The sequence below is a fragment of the Photobacterium makurazakiensis genome, from assembly GCF_050336715.1.
Taxonomy (GTDB): domain Bacteria; phylum Pseudomonadota; class Gammaproteobacteria; order Enterobacterales; family Vibrionaceae; genus Photobacterium; species Photobacterium makurazakiensis.
Window position 1 is genome coordinate 76208 of record NZ_JAKJSJ010000014.1, and the last position, 17537, is coordinate 93744.

General features: G+C 46.0%; 23 protein-coding genes. 8 read left to right on the forward strand and 15 right to left on the reverse strand.

Annotated elements, in window-relative coordinates; genetic code table 11:
* The first annotated feature begins 21 nt into the window (after positions 1 to 21).
* The 3 genes from L4D09_RS06895 to L4D09_RS06905 are packed head-to-tail and all read left to right on the forward strand — an operon-like array spanning position 22 to position 1515.
* Entirely contained in the window at positions 22 to 348 is a 327-nt protein-coding gene (locus tag L4D09_RS06895; RefSeq protein WP_428456824.1) for a YraN family protein, read from the forward strand.
* 3 nt (positions 349 to 351) lie between these two features.
* Positions 352 to 942 (forward strand): phosphoheptose isomerase, encoded by a 591-nt coding sequence (locus L4D09_RS06900; RefSeq protein WP_428456756.1) that lies wholly within the window; start codon positions 352 to 354, stop codon positions 940 to 942.
* Positions 943 to 960: 18 nt separating this feature from the next.
* Positions 961 to 1515: a BON domain-containing protein gene (locus tag L4D09_RS06905; protein WP_428456757.1), complete on the forward strand. Its 555-nt coding sequence runs from the start codon at positions 961 to 963 to the stop codon at positions 1513 to 1515.
* Positions 1516 to 1589: 74 nt separating this feature from the next.
* Here L4D09_RS06905 and sspB read toward each other — a convergent pair whose 3' ends face one another.
* From sspB to zapE, 8 genes are all read right to left on the reverse strand, one after another.
* Complete coding sequence (gene sspB / locus L4D09_RS06910; protein ID WP_428456758.1) at positions 1590 to 2093, reverse strand: ClpXP protease specificity-enhancing factor; 504 nt, start codon at positions 2091 to 2093, stop codon at positions 1590 to 1592.
* Positions 2093 to 2731, reverse strand: a complete 639-nt coding sequence (gene sspA, locus L4D09_RS06915; RefSeq protein WP_428456759.1) for a stringent starvation protein SspA — start codon at positions 2729 to 2731, stop codon at positions 2093 to 2095. The genes sspB and sspA overlap by 1 nt, the downstream gene beginning before the upstream one ends.
* Positions 2732 to 2816: 85 nt before the next feature.
* Positions 2817 to 3554 (reverse strand): cytochrome c1, encoded by a 738-nt coding sequence (locus L4D09_RS06920; protein WP_428456760.1) that lies wholly within the window; start codon positions 3552 to 3554, stop codon positions 2817 to 2819.
* Positions 3551 to 4816 (reverse strand): cytochrome b, encoded by a 1266-nt coding sequence (locus L4D09_RS06925; protein WP_428456761.1) that lies wholly within the window; start codon positions 4814 to 4816, stop codon positions 3551 to 3553. Before L4D09_RS06925 ends, L4D09_RS06920 begins: the two co-directional genes overlap by 4 nt.
* Positions 4816 to 5406, reverse strand: coding sequence for a ubiquinol-cytochrome c reductase iron-sulfur subunit (gene petA, locus L4D09_RS06930; protein WP_428456762.1), 591 nt, complete (start codon positions 5404 to 5406; stop codon positions 4816 to 4818). Before petA ends, L4D09_RS06925 begins: the two co-directional genes overlap by 1 nt.
* A gap of 420 nt (positions 5407 to 5826) precedes the next feature.
* The gene (gene rpsI, locus L4D09_RS06935) at positions 5827 to 6219 is read right to left on the reverse strand and encodes a 30S ribosomal protein S9 (RefSeq protein ID WP_107300020.1); all 393 of its coding nucleotides are present in this window, start codon (positions 6217 to 6219) and stop codon (positions 5827 to 5829) included.
* 15 nt (positions 6220 to 6234) lie between these two features.
* A complete protein-coding gene (gene rplM, locus L4D09_RS06940; protein ID WP_428456763.1) occupies positions 6235 to 6663 on the reverse strand; it encodes a 50S ribosomal protein L13 in 429 nt (142 codons plus the stop codon).
* Between the two features lie 273 nt (positions 6664 to 6936).
* A complete protein-coding gene (gene zapE, locus L4D09_RS06945) occupies positions 6937 to 8037 on the reverse strand; it encodes a cell division protein ZapE (RefSeq protein WP_428456764.1) in 1101 nt (366 codons plus the stop codon).
* A 225-nt stretch (positions 8038 to 8262) separates the two neighbouring features.
* Here zapE and zapG point away from each other — a divergent pair, with 225 nt between their 5' ends.
* The 3 genes from zapG (at position 8263) to degS (ending at position 11402) form a co-directional block, all read left to right on the forward strand.
* A complete protein-coding gene (gene zapG / locus L4D09_RS06950; RefSeq protein ID WP_428456765.1) occupies positions 8263 to 8688 on the forward strand; it encodes a Z-ring associated protein ZapG in 426 nt (141 codons plus the stop codon).
* 121 nt (positions 8689 to 8809) lie between these two features.
* Complete coding sequence (locus L4D09_RS06955) at positions 8810 to 10177, forward strand: Do family serine endopeptidase (RefSeq protein WP_428456766.1); 1368 nt, start codon at positions 8810 to 8812, stop codon at positions 10175 to 10177.
* Positions 10178 to 10334: 157 nt separating this feature from the next.
* Entirely contained in the window at positions 10335 to 11402 is a 1068-nt protein-coding gene (degS, locus tag L4D09_RS06960) for an outer membrane-stress sensor serine endopeptidase DegS (protein WP_428456767.1), read from the forward strand.
* Positions 11403 to 11480: 78 nt separating this feature from the next.
* Here the strand turns inward: degS and murA are convergent, their stop codons facing one another.
* The 7 genes from murA to mlaF are packed head-to-tail and all read right to left on the reverse strand — an operon-like array spanning position 11481 to position 16129.
* Positions 11481 to 12737 carry a UDP-N-acetylglucosamine 1-carboxyvinyltransferase gene (gene murA, locus L4D09_RS06965; RefSeq protein ID WP_428456768.1) on the reverse strand — a complete coding sequence of 419 codons (1257 nt, stop codon included), beginning with the start codon at positions 12735 to 12737 and terminating at the stop codon, positions 11481 to 11483.
* A 10-nt stretch (positions 12738 to 12747) separates the two neighbouring features.
* Entirely contained in the window at positions 12748 to 13005 is a 258-nt protein-coding gene (gene ibaG, locus L4D09_RS06970; protein ID WP_428456769.1) for a BolA family iron metabolism protein IbaG, read from the reverse strand.
* 19 nt (positions 13006 to 13024) lie between these two features.
* A complete protein-coding gene (locus L4D09_RS06975; protein WP_428456770.1) occupies positions 13025 to 13336 on the reverse strand; it encodes an STAS domain-containing protein in 312 nt (103 codons plus the stop codon).
* Entirely contained in the window at positions 13333 to 13971 is a 639-nt protein-coding gene (mlaC, locus tag L4D09_RS06980; RefSeq protein ID WP_428456771.1) for a phospholipid-binding protein MlaC, read from the reverse strand. Before mlaC ends, L4D09_RS06975 begins: the two co-directional genes overlap by 4 nt.
* Positions 13972 to 13982: 11 nt before the next feature.
* Positions 13983 to 14459 carry an outer membrane lipid asymmetry maintenance protein MlaD gene (gene mlaD / locus L4D09_RS06985; protein WP_428456772.1) on the reverse strand — a complete coding sequence of 159 codons (477 nt, stop codon included), beginning with the start codon at positions 14457 to 14459 and terminating at the stop codon, positions 13983 to 13985.
* Between the two features lie 36 nt (positions 14460 to 14495).
* Positions 14496 to 15278 carry a lipid asymmetry maintenance ABC transporter permease subunit MlaE gene (mlaE, locus tag L4D09_RS06990; RefSeq protein WP_428456773.1) on the reverse strand — a complete coding sequence of 261 codons (783 nt, stop codon included), beginning with the start codon at positions 15276 to 15278 and terminating at the stop codon, positions 14496 to 14498.
* Entirely contained in the window at positions 15278 to 16129 is an 852-nt protein-coding gene (gene mlaF / locus L4D09_RS06995; protein ID WP_428456774.1) for a phospholipid ABC transporter ATP-binding protein MlaF, read from the reverse strand. Before mlaF ends, mlaE begins: the two co-directional genes overlap by 1 nt.
* Positions 16130 to 16234: 105 nt before the next feature.
* Here mlaF and L4D09_RS07000 point away from each other — a divergent pair, with 105 nt between their 5' ends.
* Together L4D09_RS07000 and L4D09_RS07005 are read left to right on the forward strand one after the other, a co-directional pair.
* A complete protein-coding gene (locus L4D09_RS07000; RefSeq protein ID WP_428456775.1) occupies positions 16235 to 16393 on the forward strand; it encodes a hypothetical protein in 159 nt (52 codons plus the stop codon).
* 174 nt (positions 16394 to 16567) lie between these two features.
* Complete coding sequence (locus L4D09_RS07005) at positions 16568 to 17533, forward strand: calcium/sodium antiporter (protein WP_428456776.1); 966 nt, start codon at positions 16568 to 16570, stop codon at positions 17531 to 17533.
* The last annotated feature ends 4 nt before the right edge of the window (positions 17534 to 17537 follow it).

Below are 17537 nucleotides of genomic sequence, written 5' to 3' on the forward strand. Positions count from 1 at the left end.
CAAGGGCAAGCTTACGAAGCCATGGCAGAGCAGTTCCTCTGCCGCCATGGTTTAATTTCTTGTGCCAAAAACTTTCAATGCCGCAGTGGTGAAATTGACCTGATCATGCGAGATAAATCCTGTTGGGTATTTATCGAAGTAAAATTCCGTAAAAACAACCATTACGGTTCAGCCGCAGAAGCGGTAAACTGGCGGAAACAACAGCGACTAAAACGTGCTGCATTGTTTTGGCTGAAAAAAAATGGCCATGCCATTGAACACACTGAATTTCGATTTGATGTTGTCTCTATCGAAGGAGCACAGCACCCAAAAATCGATTGGTTTACCAATACCCTAGTTGAAGGTTAATCCATGCTAGAGAGCATCAAAGAAAGTTTCACCGAAAGCATCCAAACCCAAATTGCCGCAGCGGAGGCGCTACCCGACGCCATATCGCAGGCAGCCCAGGTCATGGTGCAAAGCCTGCTCAATGGCAATAAGATCCTCACCTGCGGTAATGGCGGCTCAGCGGCCAACGCTCAGCATTTTGCATCATGCCTGATCAATCGCTTTGAGACCGAACGCCCTAGCCTACCCGCATTGTCTTTAACGGCTGATACCACAACACTAACAGCCGTTGCCAATGACTATCACCATGATGAGGTCTTCTCCAAGCAGGTACGCGCTCTAGGGCAGGCTGGTGATATCCTATTTGTGCTTTCAACCAGTGGTAACAGCAAGAACATCATTAAAGCCATGGAAGCTGCATTAACGCGTGATATGACCATCATTGCCCTTACGGGTAAAGACGGCGGTGAAATGGCTGGCCTACTGGGTATCCAAGACGTTGAAATTCGGATCCCATCCCAGCGTACTGCTCGTATTCAGGAAGGACACCTACTCACCGTACATTGCTTGTGCGACTTAATAGATAAAGTACTATTCCCCCAGCATGAAGGCTAATTAAACAAGGATAGTGGCATGATAATGGTAAGCAGCATAAGTTGGCGTTCTTTTTTTATCGCATTTTTAGCCCTGACGCTTCAAGCATGCTCAATGATTAATCCCGCCGACACGCGGACAACCACTCAGCAATGGCATGACCAGCAAATTGAAATGGAGATCGCCGGACTGGCCAATAAACCTCCCTTTCAACAAAAAGCTCGGGTGAATACCGTTTCTGTCGAAGGTAAGGTGCTACTTGTCGGTCAGAGTATTGATAAGGGCACAAGTCAGCAGCTCGAACAGCAGGTAAGAGAGCTCAAGAACGTTAATACGGTTTATAACCAGCTGCAAATTCGGCCATTGCCACAGCTTGGTGAAGTTAGTAGCGATGGCTGGCTAACCACAAAAGTGAAGACACAGCTTATCGGTAGTAAGCAACTACGGGATGCAACCATTAAGGTGATCACGGAAGGAAAGGAAGTGTACCTTCTGGGCTATATTACTCGGGAGCAAGCCGACATTGCCACAGAGATAGCTCGTAATGTGTCTGGGGTAAAAAAAGTGGTTAGGGTATTTGAGTATCCACAGTAAAGAATAAAATGTAGTAACAGATAAGAAAAAACGCAGCCTAGGCTGCGTTTTTTTATGCAAGAAAGCGATGAATGCTACTTCACAACTCTTAGGCTTGGTCGCCCGCGAGGTCGAGGTGGTTCATCGTCTGGCGTAGATTCTGAGATCACTTCCGTTACTTCCGCCACAGGCGAAAGAGTTTCTACCGGTTGTTCTTCAAAACCATCATCTTCACCGTCAAGCTCGACAATATCAGACATCTCTGCCGTATAAGCCGCTTCAGGTTCAAACATAGTACCTGCACCGTTTTCACGGGCATAAACTGCCAGAGCAGCATATAGAGGGACGATCACCGTATGCGGACGGCCACTAAAACGAGCACTGAAGCTAACAGCTTCATTACCAAGTTCTAGGTTACCGACTGCACGAGGAGCAATGTTCAGCACGATCTGGCCGTCACTAACAAACTCCATAGGTACTTTTACGCCTGGCAAAGTGGCATCAACCACTAAATGTGGCGTCAAATCATTGTCCACCAGCCAATCGTAAAACGCGCGCAGCAAATACGGGCGACGCGGCGTCATGTTTTCCATATCCATTACTTTCCAGCCAAACGCATTTCGCGCTCTGCTTCAGTCAGTGATGCTAAGAATGAATCGCGTTCGAATACACGAGTCATATAAGCTTTCACTTCTTTTGAACCTGCACCTGTCAGCTCAATGCCCATTTCAGGCAAACGCCATAATAACGGAGCAAGGTAGCAATCGACTAAACTGAATTCATCACTCATAAAGTATGGGAATTCAGCAAATACAGGTGCTAGAGCCAATAGTTCTTCACGAAGTTGCTTACGCGCCTTCTCAGCTTCGTCTGCTGTACCCTTGTTCACTTTCTCAGCAAGGGTGTACCAGTTACGTTCAACACGGTACATCATCAGACGGCTGTTACCACGAGCAACAGGGTAAACAGGCATCAGTGGTGGATGAGGGAAACGCTCATCCAAGTACTCCATAATGATACTTGCTTGGTAAAGTGCAAGCTCACGGTCAACCAGGGTTGGCACTGAGTTGTACGGGTTCAGGTCAAGCAAATCTTCTGGCAAGTTGTTTGGATCAACCAGCTCAATTTCAACGCTAACACCTTTCTCTGCTAGTACGATACGCACCTGATGGCTGTAGATGTCCGAAGCATCAGAATACAGAGTCATCACAGAGCGTTTATTGGCAGCAACAGCCATTAACCCCTCCAGTATACTTAAATACATAAAAAGCAATGGGGGCGCCTGCCCCCATTGCGAGATCCTAACCCACTAGATTACCTGATCAGTGGACATCACGCCAATATTCTTTCTTCAACAGTAATGTTAGTACAAAGAACACAGCAATAAAGCCCAGTACCCAATAACCCATGCGCTGGCGTTCAAGTTTCATTGGTTCTGCTGAGTAATCGAGGAAATTGACAAGATCACGAACAACCTCATCATATTCTTCTTGGTTTAGCTCACCAGTACCGTCTGACTCAATACCCACATACACTTGTGTTTCAACACCATCAATCAGACGCGTTTCATACACCTTCGTAGGTACACCTTGAAGCTCTTCCAATACGTGAGGCATACCAACACTTGGGAAAACAACATTATTCACCCCAAATGGTCGGCTTGGATCCGCATAAAAAGAACGAAGATAGGTATATAGCCAGTCAGTACCTCGAACACGCGCGACCATGGTGAGATCCGGTGCTGGCGCACCAAATGAAGCCGCCGCATATTCAGTAGGAATCGCATTCAGCATTAGCTCACCGATTTTAGCCTCCGGGTTAAAGATCATATGTTCTTTCATAAGATCTGCCGGAATATCTAAATCTGTAGCAACACGCTCATAACGCTGATATTGCGTCGCATGACATGCAAAGCAATAATTCATGAACGTTTGCGCACCACGCTGCAACGATGCCTTATCAGACAAATCATTGTTTGCCGCATCCAAAGGTACTGCTGGACCTGCCGCCATAGACAGAGATGGCAACAGGGCAAATAGCATTACAATCAATGTTTTCATTTGAATGTCACCCTCTCTGGTAATGGTTTGGTTGCTTCATTTTTACTGTAGAAATACAGTAAAACGAAGAACATGAAATAGCCCAAGCTGAAAATCTGCGCCATTAAGGTATACGTTGGTGTCGCTGGTAGCGCACCTAACACACCTAAAGCAATGAAGCTGATAGTAAACTGAACAATGTTGATCAGGTGCAGCTTGCTACGGTAACGGTAAGAACGCACTTTACAGCGATCGAGCCACGGCAGCAGGAATAGCACAACAATCGATGCACCCATAGCAACAACACCAAGTAACTTATCAGGAACAGCACGCAATATGGCGTAGAATGGTGTGAAGTACCATACTGGGGCGATATGCTCAGGTGTCTTTAATGGGTTAGCCGCTTCAAAGTTTGGTGGCTCAAGGAAATAACCGCCCATCTCTGGATTAAAGAACAGCACGTAACAGAAGAAGAATAAGAATACTGCTACCCCCACCATATCTTTCACCGTGCCATAAGGGTGGAACGGGATAGAATCGATGATGTCATATTTGCCGCTGTACTGCTTATGGAATGGGAACTGTGTCTTGTACCCTTCCCCTTTACTGCCTTTAGGTAGCTTCGTATCGATACCATCAGGGTTATTAGATCCAACCTCGTGCAGTGCCAATACATGTAGAACAATAAGCAAAAGCAATACAATAGGCAGAGCAATAACATGCAATGCGAAGAAACGGTTCAGCGTTGCTCCGGAAATAACATAATCACCACGAATCCATAGTGTTAAGTCATCACCGATAACAGGAATAGCACCAAATAGCGAAATAATTACCTGCGCACCCCAGTAAGACATCTGTCCCCAAGGTAGTAGGTAGCCCATAAAGGCTTCAGCCATTAGTACTAAGAAAATCAACATACCAAACAGCCACAGCAACTCGCGCGGCTTTTGATATGACCCATAAATCAGGCCACGGAACATATGCAGATACACAACAATAAAGAACGCAGAAGCGCCCGTTGAGTGCATATAACGCAACAACCAACCGTATTCAACATCACGCATGATGTATTCTACAGAGGCAAAAGCACCATCGCCAGATGGTACATAATTCATAGTTAGCCAAACACCTGTTACTAACTGGTTTACCAGCACCAACATGGCGAGGGAACCAAAGATATACCAAAAGTTAAAGTTTTTTGGCATCGGGTATTCAGATAGATGCTTTTTGTAGGCATCCATCACTGGCAAACGTTTTTCAATCCAACCGAGTAACCCTTCCATTAAGCTATCTCCTCATCGACACCAACCAGAATGGTATTATCATCCAGGAATGTGTGAGGCGGCACGACCAAGTTAAGTGGTGCCGGAACCCCTGCAAATACACGACCTGCCAAATCAAACTTAGAGCCATGACATGGGCAGAAAAATCCTGCCGTTACACCGCTGACTTGCTCATTAAAGGTGTCGGGTAAATAGGTAGGGGAACAGCCTAGGTGGGTACAAATACCTACGGCTAAAAAGATTTCAGGTTTAACTGAACGAAATTTATTTTGGGCATATTCAGGTTGCTGTGGTTCCGCCGATGACGGGTCACGAAGCTGGCTATCATGGCCACCCAACTCTTCTAAAATTGCATCGCTACGGCGGACAACCCAAACAGGCTTCCCTCGCCACTCGACGCGAACCATCTGGCCATCTTCCAACTTACTGATATCAACTTCTACTGGTGCACCGGCGGCTTTTGCTCTCGCGCTCGGGTTCCAAGATTTGATAAAAGGCACGGCTACAGCGGCTGCACCTAAGCCTCCAACAACCGAAGTCGTCGCAGTTAGGAAGCGGCGTCGGCCGTTACTTACTGGCGCATTGCTCATCCAACATTCTCCCATGTGCTCCCGCTCTGGATTTTTATTATGTCCTTGTGCGTCCCTGGAGCTTACGGCTAACTTTCAACAGAAAAAAAAATAACAGATCAGGTCATTCTAAAGCTGTTATTTATCGCACCAAATGATAAAGAAAAGCCCACTTTTTGACAAGATAAAGCTACCTTTTCGCAACAAATGTGAGAGGTATGTTCTTTTTGTTATTAATAACAACAAAACACGCGGTTAATTGATGTGTTTACAGGGGAATACAGTGAAGAGACAAGCAAAATAATAACGACTGGTGAAGACAAAATTGTTATTTACTTGTGATAGAAATAACATTAAAAATAGCGCGCATAAAAAAAGCCCAACCCGAAGGTTGAGCTTTTTGCACACAGTTTTCCAGAACATACATTCTGGAGCGTAATATTAACGCTTAGAGAACTGTGGACGACGACGTGCTTTACGTAGACCGACTTTCTTACGCTCAACTTTACGTGCATCACGAGTTACATAACCCGCAGCGCGTAGTGCTGGACGTAGAGTTTCATCGTATTCCATAAGAGCACGAGTGATACCGTGACGGATAGCACCAGATTGACCAGTAATACCACCACCTTTAACAGTGATGTATAGATCTAGTTTTTCAATCATTTCAACTAGCTCTAGTGGCTGACGAACAACCATGCGAGCAGTTTCGCGACCGAAGTATTCTTCGATGCTGCGCTTATTGATTACGATGTTGCCAGTACCCGGTTTAATGAAAACGCGAGCAGCTGAGCTTTTGCGGCGACCAGTGCCGTAGTATTGATTCTCTGCCATTGTCATCTTCCCCAATTAGATGTCTAGAACTTTAGGCTGCTGTGCAGCATGATTGTGCTCAGTACCTGCGTAAACCTTAAGCTTACGGTACATAGCACGGCCTAGAGGACCTTTAGGAAGCATGCCTTTAACAGCAGTTTCGATAACCATTTCTGGCTTCTTATCGATAAGCTTCTCGAAGCTGATTGACTTAATGCCACCGATGTAACCAGTGTGGTGGTAGTACATTTTGTCAGTCTTCTTAGCGCCAGTTACAGCTACTTTTTCAGCGTTGATAACTACAATGTAGTCACCAGTGTCAACGTGCGGAGTGTACTCCGGCTTATGCTTACCACGTAGACGAGATGCGATTTCAGTTGCAAGACGACCAAGAGTTTTACCTTCAGCGTCAACAACATACCAGTCACGTTTTACAGTTTCTGGTTTAGCAACGAAAGTTTTCATGCTAATTATTACCCAAAATTAAATAGTTTCACTTCACAGGAGCGCCGAAGCACTCCCTCTGTTCAGAGCCCAGTCATCACCCCTTCGAGCGGTTGGTGCTCCCGGCTTTCGCCGACACAGGTACGGTGGGTCGCAAGATTATAGGGAAGGGTGGAGAAAAAATCACCTTTTTTTCAAAAAAAAATGCGTTTTTTTCTCTTCTTCTCGTTTTAACCTTCAATGGCGTTTCTTTACTCCCCGCTTTTACTCTCTATTTAAGAGAAATAAAGGGGGTTAAGCTAAATGTGGCAAGGCTAGATAGTCATGGCTTTGCATTTCCACCAACCTTGAGCAACAACGCTTAAATTCAAACGCTAACCGCTGCCCTTGGTATAAATGCTCCCACCCGCTTTCCGCTGAAATAATAAGTTTGACGTTTCGCTCATAAAATTCATCAACTAATGCAATGAAACGACGAGCAGCATCACTCTCTTGCTCCCCCATCTGCCGAACATCTGACAGCAGCACCGTATGGTAAAGCTGAGCGATCTCCATGTAGTCTGATTGACTACGTGCTGTTTGGCATAACGTGGCGAAATCAAAATGCACCACCCCATCCGCCTCATGCCGGGTTGGCAGCATACGGTGGTTGATTTCAATCGCCTTTCCTTCGGTTCTTGGCTCTACCGTGAGTTGCTCAAAGTAATGCAGCAGATTTTGTTCGGCCTGGCTATCTAACGGAGCGTGGTAGATCTCAGCCTGCTCTAATGTCCGCAATCTATAATCAACACCTGAATCAACATTTACCACCTCGCAATGCGTGTTAATCAATGCAATTGCAGGAAGAAAGCGCGCACGCTGCAACCCATTACGGTATAGCTCGTCCGGCGGAATATTTGATGTTGCCACCAAGGTAATACCGCGACGGAACAGCGCATCAAACAGCGTACCCAAAATCATGGCGTCGGTAATATCCGAGACAAAGAACTCATCAAAGCAGATAATATCAGTTTCAAGCTTAAACCGATCTGCAACGACTTCCAGGGGATCAGCTTGCTGTCCCAATTGCTGCATTTCATGATGGACTCGATGCATAAAACGGTGAAAGTGCACTCGCATTTTTCGTTCAGTTGGGAGGCAATCGAAAAACGTATCAACCAAATATGTTTTACCTCTGCCTACACCGCCCCAGAAATACAGCCCTTTTTCAGGGGTGGCAGCCTCGCTGCTCTCTCGCTTAAACCAGCGGGAGAAAAGTGACTTTTGGGGAACCTCGGGAGGTAATAATAGGCGTTGGTATAGATCTTCAAGATGGCGAACCGCCATGGCTTGAGCATTATCGGCATAAAAATCCGGGCGTTTGAGATCTTGTTGGTATTTTTGTTGCGGCGTCATCCTCACGTGCCTCATTATTCTCCTTTCCTTTGTTTCGATAGTACCACGCTAGCGATTGAGCATGTATAGTAACTATACAAATACGATTTATTTGGCGATTATTCAGCGCCAATTAATTCTCAATGGTGTACAACAAGGGTGTCATATATTGGCTATACTTCCCCCTCAGACATATCTGAGGAAATTAGCCACCCCCTGTTTTTATTGAGTCAAAAGGAGTTATTCATGACTTGGTTTTATGCGCTTCTTATCTTTATTGTGGGTGCGGCTATCGGTGCCTTCGCTACTCGACTTGGCAATAAAGGTCTAAAACAGCAAAAAGAACTGAAAAAAGACTTAGAAAAGTCAAAATACGAACTAGAGCAATTCCGTCAGGATTTGGTTGATCACTTCGCACAAAGCTCTGAGCTTTTAGAAAATATCGCCAAAGACTACAGCAAGCTCTACGATCACATGTCAAAGACCTCTACCGAGCTAATGCCAAACTTACCTGAGCAAGATAATCCTTTCTCACCTCGCGTAAGTAAACTTTCAGCAGTCAAAGAGCTTGCTGAAGAAGCTCAGGATCAGCCTCGTGACTACGCTAACGGTGCAACAGGCCTACTTAAAGGTGAGCCAGAGCCAGTTGTTGAAACCCCGAAAGCAAGCTAGCACATCGTTAATGTCTTATTTCTTATGAACTAAACACCGGTTTTCAAGTCTCACTTATAGCAGGCAATTCAGCTATCTAGCGTTACCTGCTTTATGACTTGAAAATCGGAGTTTAGTAATAATGAAAAAACCTTTGCTTATATTCAGTGCCCTAGCACTCGGCATCAGTTCTGTTATTACCCCATTAACAGCTACCGCCGCCCTTCCTCAAATAGCGAATAATCAACAGCTACCTAGCCTTGCCCCAATGCTAGAACAAGTAACCCCTGCCGTTGTGACAATAGCCGTTGAAGGTAAGCAAGTCTCAAAGCAGCGCCTACCCGATTCCTTCCGATTCTTTTTCGGCCCAGACTTCCCTGAAGAACAAGTGAGAGAGCGCCCTTTCCGAGGCCTAGGCTCTGGGGTGATCGTCGATGCTGATAAAGGCTATATCGTCACTAACCACCATGTAATTGGCGGCGCCGATAAAATAATGGTGCAACTTCATGATGGCCGAGAACTTACGGCAGAATTGATTGGTAGCGACCAGATGTCTGACATTGCGTTACTAAAATTAAAAGAAACCAGCGACCTCACTGAAATTAAGCTCGCTGATTCCGACCAATTACGTGTGGGGGATTTTGCTCTCGCCATTGGCAACCCGTTTGGCCTCGGCCAAACAGTCACATCCGGGATCATTTCAGCGCTTGGTCGCAGTGGGCTGAATCTCGAAAATTTCGAAAACTTTATTCAAACAGATGCGGCGATTAATAGCGGTAACTCTGGTGGTGCGCTAGTTAACCTCAATGGTGAGCTCGTCGGGATCAATACCGCTATCCTTGGGCCAAATGGCGGTAACGTCGGGATCGGTTTTGCCATCCCAGTGAATATGGTTCGTAACCTCACTGAGCAAATTTTAGAGTTTGGTGAAGTAAAACGCGGCGTACTGGGTGTACAAGGTGGTGAGTTAACCTCTGAACTCGCAGAAGCCTTTGGGTATGAAACTAACCTCGGTGCATTTGTTAATCAAGTTATGCCAGAATCGGCAGCAGAAAAAGCCGGGTTAAAGGCTGGCGATATTATTGTCTCGGTTAACGGGAAGCAAATTAGAACCTTTGGTGAACTGCGCGCAAAAATTGCGACACTTGGGGCTGGCAAGCAAACCACACTTGGTTTAATCCGTGATGGTAAAGAGAAAACCGTTAAGGTAACACTCCAAGAAGCTACCCAAAATAAAGTTAAAGCCGATAACCTTCATCCAGGACTTGCAGGGGCGGAGTTCAGCAATACTACTGACGCAGATGGCGTGAAGGGAGTCAAAGTCACCGAGCTACAAAAGGACTCGATGGCAGCCCGCTATGGCCTACTAAAAGACGACATCATTCTCGGCGTCAATCGCCAGACCGTCAGCAATTTAGGTGAGTTAAGGAAAGAGCTTGAAGCGCAACCGAATGTACTTGCCCTTGAAGTGCAACGCAATAACAACGTACTTTACTTGATAATTCGCTAACGTTTGATCATTTGCTGGGCCAACGTGCCCAGCTATTTCCCTCACAGACCAGCCCCTCTTTCCACTGCATTCAACAAGACACAACGAAATTTGGTATCTGGTGATGGTAATGATACCCTCACAATGATACTAGGTGGTTTATTTCAGGGGTGCGTTCATGCTGGCTTTTTTTCGTCGATCCATCATTATTGGTGTCGTCACGGCCGTAGCCTTACTTGCCCTTTTCCCCAACCTTCGTACCCAAGTATTCGAAGCCCCAGCAGCTCTAACGCCGATAGAGCCTAGCCAAGCTCAAATCTCGTTCAACTATGCCGTACGAAGAGCATCACCAGCCGTCGTTAATATATACAACCGTCGCTACAATGCAGAAGACCGCTTGAAACTTAGCACCCAAGGGTTGGGATCTGGCGTGATCATGAGCGATAAAGGCTACATCATGACAAATTATCATGTTGTTGCTGAAGCCGATCAGGTCATTGTTGCCTTGCAAGATGGTCGAATTTTAACGGCTCAACTTATCGGTAAAGATCAACGTACTGACTTAGCAGTACTTAAAATTCAAGCAGATAATTTACCCGTCATTCCTTTGAGCCCACAATACAAACCAGCTGTCGGTGATGTAGTCTTAGCTATCGGCAACCCGTACAACCTTGGTCAAACAACAACTTACGGCATCATTTCGGCAACAGGCCGCTCTGGCATGAGCTTTTATGGCCGACAAGATTTCCTGCAAACCGATGCGGCAATCAATGAAGGTAACTCCGGTGGTGCACTGGTTAACACCCGTGGTGAACTCGTTGGGATCAATACCGCTTCTTTTCAGCAAACAACAGATATTGAAACCTATGGCATCTCGTTCGCGATTCCTTATGAGTTAACCCAGAAGATCATGAATAAGTTAATTGCCGACGGGCGAGTCATTCGAGGTTATATCGGTATTGAAGCACGTGATATCAATCCAGTAATGGCACGCCTTTATGATGCAGAGCAGGTTAGCGGCATCATTGTCATGGGTATGGATCCAAGTGGCCCCGCGGCAGGTGCCGGCTTCAAAGTACAAGATATTCTTATCGAAGTTGACGGTAAACGAGTCACTGACCGTCGCAATGTGCTCGATATTGTCACTGAACTGCGCCCTGGCACCAATGTTGAAATGAAGGTGTTACGTAACGGCCAACCGGTGTCATTAACCGTGTTAATTGGCGATGAACCTAATGATTATTAATTAACTGACGGGTTAGAAAACATAAAAAAAGCCTCGCAATGCGAGGCTTTTTTATTGGCAAATTAGCAAGAGCGGTAATTAATCGCTAAAGCGCTCAATCTTCATGCCAAGGGCACTGAACTTATCTTCAATATGTTCATAACCGCGGTCGATATGATAGATACGATCAACAATCGTCTCACCTTCTGCGATGCTTCCTGCAATCACAAGACTGGCTGACGCTCGTAAGTCAGTTGCCATCACTTGTGCGCCACTTAAACCGTCAGTATCACCACAAATTACAGTATTACCTTCGATTTCAGCATGAGCGCCCATACGGATCAACTCAGGGATATGCATAAAACGATTTTCAAAAATCGTTTCAGTAATGATCCCAGTGCCTTTTGCCATCAAGTTTAGCAATGAGAACTGTGCCTGCATATCTGTCGGAAAGCCAGGATGCGGTGCAGTACGGATATTAACCGCTTTAAGCTCTCGATCTGTCATATCAAGGCTGATCCAATCGTCACCGGTCTCAACTTTTGCACCCGCCTCTTCTAGCTTAGCCAGAGCAGCTTCAAGCAATGAAGGACGCGTGTTACGGCAGATAATGTTACCGCCAGAAACAGCAGCAGCAACAAGGAATGTTCCTGTTTCAATGCGATCAGCAACTACTTCATGGTAACCACCACCTAAGCGCTCAACACCTTCAATCGTGATGGTGTCGGTACCCGCACCTGTGATTTTCGCACCTAGCGTATTCAGGAAGTCTGCGGTATCGATAATTTCAGGCTCACGCGCTGCATTTTCAATCACCGTAGTGCCTTCAGCCAAGGTTGCTGCAGACATAATGGTAACTGTCGCGCCAACGCTGACCTTATCCATAACGATATGCGCACCTTTTAGGCGTCCATCGACCGAAGCTTTAACGTAGCCTTCTTCTAAGGTGATTTCGGCACCTAGCTGCTCTAAACCGTGAATATGTAAATCAACGGGACGAGCGCCAATCGCACAACCACCAGGTAAAGAAACCTGTCCTTGGCCAAAGCGTGCGACTAATGGACCAAGCGCCCAAATTGATGCGCGCATGGTTTTAACCAAATCATACGGCGCACAGAACTCATTAACCGGTCCTGCATCAACATGTACTGAACCATTACGAGATACTTTCGCACCTAAACGGCTCAGCAATTCCATCGTTGTATCGATATCACGCAACTGAGGAACATTCGCTACCTCAACCGGCTCTTCAGCCAGTAGAGAAGCAAACAGAATTGGCAATGCTGCATTCTTAGCACCAGAAATAGAGACTTCGCCACATAATGGGCCACTGCCCTGGATTCGAAACTTCTGCATCATTAACCTCTTAGGACAGTGACATCAACTTTTTATCGCGCGCCCACTCATCAGGCGTGAATGTCTTGATGCTTAACGCATGAATATCGTTAGCAGCAATGTGTCCCATCAGTGGACCATAAATGGTCTGCTGTTTTTTAACACGGCTCATACCGTCGAACATGGTGCCAACCGCGATGACTTCGTAGTGGCTGCCATCGCTTTTTACGATGACTTCATCAAGTTCTAAAGCATTTTCCAGAATTTGTTTAATTTCTGAGATTTCCACAAGCTATCCTCTTTGCTGCTCAATCAACACAAGCAGCTAACATTGTTTCGATATGGCTCAGGCGTAGCAAAGTTATTAGCTGTTCTGGCACATTCAATAATGTCAGCTCGGCGCCATTTTGGCGGAGCTGTTGGTATACATGCAGCAGCATCACCATACCGGCAGAATCAACCCGGGTTAAAGCCGATAGATCGAGCTTAACCTGAGAATCCTGGGGCATCCATTCATGATTTTGCCGCCAAAAAGCTGGAACTGTGTCACGTTCCAATATTCCTGACAAGCAATAATAGCCATTTTCCTGAACTCGCCACTCAATCTTTGGCTTACTCATTGATTTTCTGTCTCACGGCGAATGGGTTTGGCTGCTAGCACTTTTAAATCTTCGGTTACAGCATCGACACCGTGATTACGGAGTTGTCCACTCCATTCACTTTGTTTGGTAGAAATCATACTGACTCCTTCGGCAACCATGTCAAATCCCTGCCATTCATTGGATTTTTTATTTTTGCGCAGTTTAAAATCCAAGCGAATAGGCGGCCGCTTCGTATCAAGAATGTCGACACGCACCGAAACAATGCTTCGATCGGCTGGTACAGACTTTGCTGATTCCACTCTGATATCTTGATCCGTGTACTGAGTCAGTACCTGAGCATAAGAAGCGACCAAATAATCAGAAAACGCAGCAACAAAATCATTGCGCTGCGATTTACTGGTTTTCTTTAAATTCGGCCCCAGCACTTTATAAGCGGCATAGCGTGTATTGATATAAGGGAGCAACTCCTCTTTCACAACACGTCGTAAAACCTCAGGGTTTTGCTGAATTTGTGGCTGCTCAGCTTTAATACGCGAAAATGTTTTTTCAGAAACAGCCTTGATCATTAAATATGGATCACTTTGATCTACTGCCGCGACTGAGAACAACGGCAAGCAAGCCAACAACATCACTACGTAACGCACAAACTTCATCTTAAGTCTCCTTACTCGCCATCACCACCAATGCTATAAAGCACTTGGCCAATCATATCTTCTAAGACTAATGCGGATTTCGTATCTTCAATAAGATCACCGTCCCCCAGCATTTCAATATCATCATCAATAAAGCCAGGATCAAGACCTAGGTATTGCTCGCCCAAGAGCCCAGATGTCAAAATCGCGGCGGAGCTTGTTTCCGGGAAATAGCCATACTTTGTCTCGATTGACAGGGTGACTACCGGGATATAATTTTCAGTATCAAGCGTAATATCCGTTATTTTACCAACGGTCACGCCACCGACTTTTATTGGAGAACGCACTTTCAAGCCGCCAATATTATGAAATTGCGCTTTCAATTGATAAGAGTCATTACCACCTAGATTTTGAACATCCGCGACCTTAAATACTAAGACGAGCAATGCGGCGATACCGGCTAAGATAAAGCTGCCTACCCATAATTCTAGTTTCTTTATTTGCTGCATCTGAATATTCCTAACTTCCATAGCCTTAAGGCCTATTTAGTTACCAAACATCAAGGCTGTCAGGACAAAGTCCAACCCCAAAACCGCCAATGACGAGTTCACGACCGTTCGCGTTGTCGCTCGGCTGATCCCCTCTGATGTCGGTACGGCATCATAACCGTTAAAGACCGCTATCCATGTCACTGTAATGGCAAATACCACTGATTTTATAATGCTATTGCCGATATCGTAGCCAAGCTCAACAGATGACTGCATTACTGACCAAAAGCTACCGTAATCAATTCCTTTCCAGTCAACCCCTACCAGCTGCCCGCCCCAAATACCTACCGCGCAAAACAACAGCGTTAATAGTGGCATCGAAATCACGCCAGCCCAAAAGCGGGGGGCAATGACTCGACGGAGTGGATCGACCGCCATCATTTCCATGCTAGAAAGCTGCTCGGTTGCTTTCATCAACCCGATTTCAGCGGTTAAGGCAGAGCCAGCTCGCCCCGCAAAGAGCAAGGCCGTTACTACAGGCCCAAGCTCTCGTAATAATGACAGAGCAACCATTTGACCGAGGCTGGTCTCTGCTCCAAAATCGACAAGTACGATATAGCCTTGCAGGCTTAAAACCATACCTATAAATAACCCTGATACTAAGATAATCGCAACCGACAGTACTCCAACGGAATATAGCTGCTTAAGTAAAAGGGGAAACATTTTTTTAGGCTGCGGACGACTAACCAGTGCCCCATACAATAAAAGGGTTGCCCGCCCCGTTGCTTGACACTTTTCAATGCCCCAACGCCCTTGCTTGGCAATAAAATCCAATATCATTAATCCGCTACCTTATTTCTTCCGCTTTGCTCATCCCCATAAGAGCCAGGTAAGCCAAACAGGTCGGACTCAATCGGCTGGGCTGGAAATTGGAACGGTACTGGGCCATCTGCGTCGCCATCAAGAAACTGGCGAATTTGCGGAGCGGGGTTTCGCTGTAAAGTTTCAGGCGAACCTTGACCGATGATCTTCCCTCCTGACAGCAAATACACATGATCGGCAATGCTCATTACCTCTGGCACATCATGGGATACAATCACTGATGTAATACCCAACGCTTGGTTCATGTCCTTTATCAACTTAACCAAGACCCCCATCGTAATAGGGTCCTGCCCAACAAAAGGTTCGTCGTACATGATCAATTCCGGATCAAGTACAATCGCACGCGCAAGTGCTGCACGCCGAGCCATTCCGCCAGAAAGCTCATTTGGCATCAGTAACGCAGCGCCACGTAGGCCCACCGATTCTAATTTCAGCAAGACTAAAGTGCGCAGCAAGTCTTCCGGTAAATCGGTATGTTCACGCAATGGGAATGCCACATTGTCGAAGACATTCATGTCTGTAAACAAAGCGCCAGACTGGAATAGCATGCTCATTTTCTTGCGGGCCTGATAAAGCTCAGCCCGCTTTAAGGCTGGAATATTGCCGCCTTCAAACCAAATTTCACCACTATCGGGTTGAATTTGCCCACCGATTAAACGCAATAACGTTGTTTTGCCGATGCCTGAAGGGCCCATAATCGCGGTAATTTTACCTTTGGGCACATCCAGAGAAACATCATCAAATATTTTTCGCTCCCCTCGGGAGAAGGTTACGTGCCGGATCGACACCAGCGCATCCGTATGCTTCATAGTCCCCCTACATAGCCCTTAGACTCAAGCTTAGCTTTCAGCAATAAAAAGGAATAATTAGTATAATTAATAATTTAACAGCTTTTTATTGATCATAGGTAGATTATGCAACCAACTCAAGACATTGACGGTAAGAAGTCTGTTATTTCTTACAGCGATGTGAAATCGTTCCCTACGGCACCGCTTCGCCCATTCCCCCCAACCATCGGCTTATCGCCCATTTTCGAGTCATTACTGACGGGTTTGGTGGCAACGAAAAACTAGAAGAGAAAAACATCTCGCTCTGGTGAATTAATCACGCCTTTTGCTTTCTTTTTTATGGCTGAACCGTCAAAATTAGTCTCTTAACCAAAGATTAACCCCATTGAATCCCCAGCAGGTTTACGGCTATACCGTGATTGCTCGGCTCAATCAATATAACAGAGATAAGGGATAACCATGCTCGAAGCCATCGTGTTGCTTTGTATCGGATTAGCATTACTAGTATGGAGTGCAGACCGACTTGTATATGGTGCTGCAGCACTTGCAAAGAACCTAGGGGTCGCCCCTTTGGTTATCGGTATGACCATCCTGGCGATGGGATCATCAGCACCTGAAATGATGGTGTCAGCCACCGCAGCCCTTGAAGGTAAAACCGATACCGCCATTGGTAATGTTTTAGGGTCGAACATCGCCAATATCGCCCTTATCTTAGGCTTAACCGCCATGCTAAAACCGCTTTCTATCAGCTCAGGGATCATCCGCCGTGAATTGCCACTAATGATGGCCGTCACCTTAATCGCGGGTGCCCTATTGTGGGATAGTTACCTCGGCTTCTATGAAGGGGTGCTACTGGTTATTTTGTTTATCATCTTCTTGCTAGCCATGCTCAAAATTAGCCGCCAAGCTAAAGCCGAAGGTGACCCTCTGGTTGAAGAACAAGAATCAGAAATTCCGGAAGGAGTCAGCAACCGAGCCGCACTCATTTGGGTCGCTATTGGTATAGTTTTACTGCCTTATGCCGCAAGTATGCTAGTTGATTCAGCTGTCACGATTGCCAAATACTTTGGTATGAGCGATCTGGTTATCGGTCTAACAATCATTGCGATTGGCACCAGCCTGCCAGAGCTTGCAGCCTCTATCGCCAGTATCTATAAAGGCGAAGATGATATGGCTGTCGGCAATATCATCGGTTCGAATGTCTTCAATGTATTGGCGGTTATGGGTATCCCAGGCCTATTAAACCCTTCAACGTTGAGCCCGTATGCCATGGGCCGAGATTACTATGTCATGTTAGGGGTTTCTATTCTGCTCGTAATAATGGCTTTAGGAAAGAGTCGAGTAATCAATCGCCTAGAAGGTAGCATTCTCGTTACCTGCTTTATCGCCTATCAAGGTTATCTGTTTTATAATGTAGCGGCTTAACGGA

What these genes read in the sequence shown, in the direction of transcription:
- L4D09_RS06895 (WP_428456824.1), top strand. Translation starts at nt 22, where the DNA reads ATGGCAGAGCAGTTCCTCTGCCGCCATGGTTTAATTTCTTGTGCCAAA.
- L4D09_RS06900 (WP_428456756.1), top strand. Translation starts at nt 352, where the DNA reads ATGCTAGAGAGCATCAAAGAAAGTTTCACCGAAAGCATCCAAACCCAA.
- L4D09_RS06905 (WP_428456757.1), top strand. Translation starts at nt 961, where the DNA reads ATGATAATGGTAAGCAGCATAAGTTGGCGTTCTTTTTTTATCGCATTT.
- sspB (WP_428456758.1), bottom strand. Translation starts at nt 2,093, where the DNA reads ATGGATATGGAAAACATGACGCCGCGTCGCCCGTATTTGCTGCGCGCG.
- sspA (WP_428456759.1), bottom strand. Translation starts at nt 2,731, where the DNA reads ATGGCTGTTGCTGCCAATAAACGCTCTGTGATGACTCTGTATTCTGAT.
- L4D09_RS06920 (WP_428456760.1), bottom strand. Translation starts at nt 3,554, where the DNA reads ATGAAAACATTGATTGTAATGCTATTTGCCCTGTTGCCATCTCTGTCT.
- L4D09_RS06925 (WP_428456761.1), bottom strand. Translation starts at nt 4,816, where the DNA reads ATGGAAGGGTTACTCGGTTGGATTGAAAAACGTTTGCCAGTGATGGAT.
- petA (WP_428456762.1), bottom strand. Translation starts at nt 5,406, where the DNA reads ATGAGCAATGCGCCAGTAAGTAACGGCCGACGCCGCTTCCTAACTGCG.
- rpsI (WP_107300020.1), bottom strand. Translation starts at nt 6,219, where the DNA reads ATGGCAGAGAATCAATACTACGGCACTGGTCGCCGCAAAAGCTCAGCT.
- rplM (WP_428456763.1), bottom strand. Translation starts at nt 6,663, where the DNA reads ATGAAAACTTTCGTTGCTAAACCAGAAACTGTAAAACGTGACTGGTAT.
- zapE (WP_428456764.1), bottom strand. Translation starts at nt 8,037, where the DNA reads ATGACGCCGCAACAAAAATACCAACAAGATCTCAAACGCCCGGATTTT.
- zapG (WP_428456765.1), top strand. Translation starts at nt 8,263, where the DNA reads ATGACTTGGTTTTATGCGCTTCTTATCTTTATTGTGGGTGCGGCTATC.
- L4D09_RS06955 (WP_428456766.1), top strand. Translation starts at nt 8,810, where the DNA reads ATGAAAAAACCTTTGCTTATATTCAGTGCCCTAGCACTCGGCATCAGT.
- degS (WP_428456767.1), top strand. Translation starts at nt 10,335, where the DNA reads ATGCTGGCTTTTTTTCGTCGATCCATCATTATTGGTGTCGTCACGGCC.
- murA (WP_428456768.1), bottom strand. Translation starts at nt 12,737, where the DNA reads ATGCAGAAGTTTCGAATCCAGGGCAGTGGCCCATTATGTGGCGAAGTC.
- L4D09_RS06975 (WP_428456770.1), bottom strand. Translation starts at nt 13,336, where the DNA reads ATGAGTAAGCCAAAGATTGAGTGGCGAGTTCAGGAAAATGGCTATTAT.
- mlaC (WP_428456771.1), bottom strand. Translation starts at nt 13,971, where the DNA reads ATGAAGTTTGTGCGTTACGTAGTGATGTTGTTGGCTTGCTTGCCGTTG.
- mlaD (WP_428456772.1), bottom strand. Translation starts at nt 14,459, where the DNA reads ATGCAGCAAATAAAGAAACTAGAATTATGGGTAGGCAGCTTTATCTTA.
- mlaE (WP_428456773.1), bottom strand. Translation starts at nt 15,278, where the DNA reads ATGATATTGGATTTTATTGCCAAGCAAGGGCGTTGGGGCATTGAAAAG.
- mlaF (WP_428456774.1), bottom strand. Translation starts at nt 16,129, where the DNA reads ATGAAGCATACGGATGCGCTGGTGTCGATCCGGCACGTAACCTTCTCC.
- L4D09_RS07000 (WP_428456775.1), top strand. Translation starts at nt 16,235, where the DNA reads ATGCAACCAACTCAAGACATTGACGGTAAGAAGTCTGTTATTTCTTAC.
- L4D09_RS07005 (WP_428456776.1), top strand. Translation starts at nt 16,568, where the DNA reads ATGCTCGAAGCCATCGTGTTGCTTTGTATCGGATTAGCATTACTAGTA.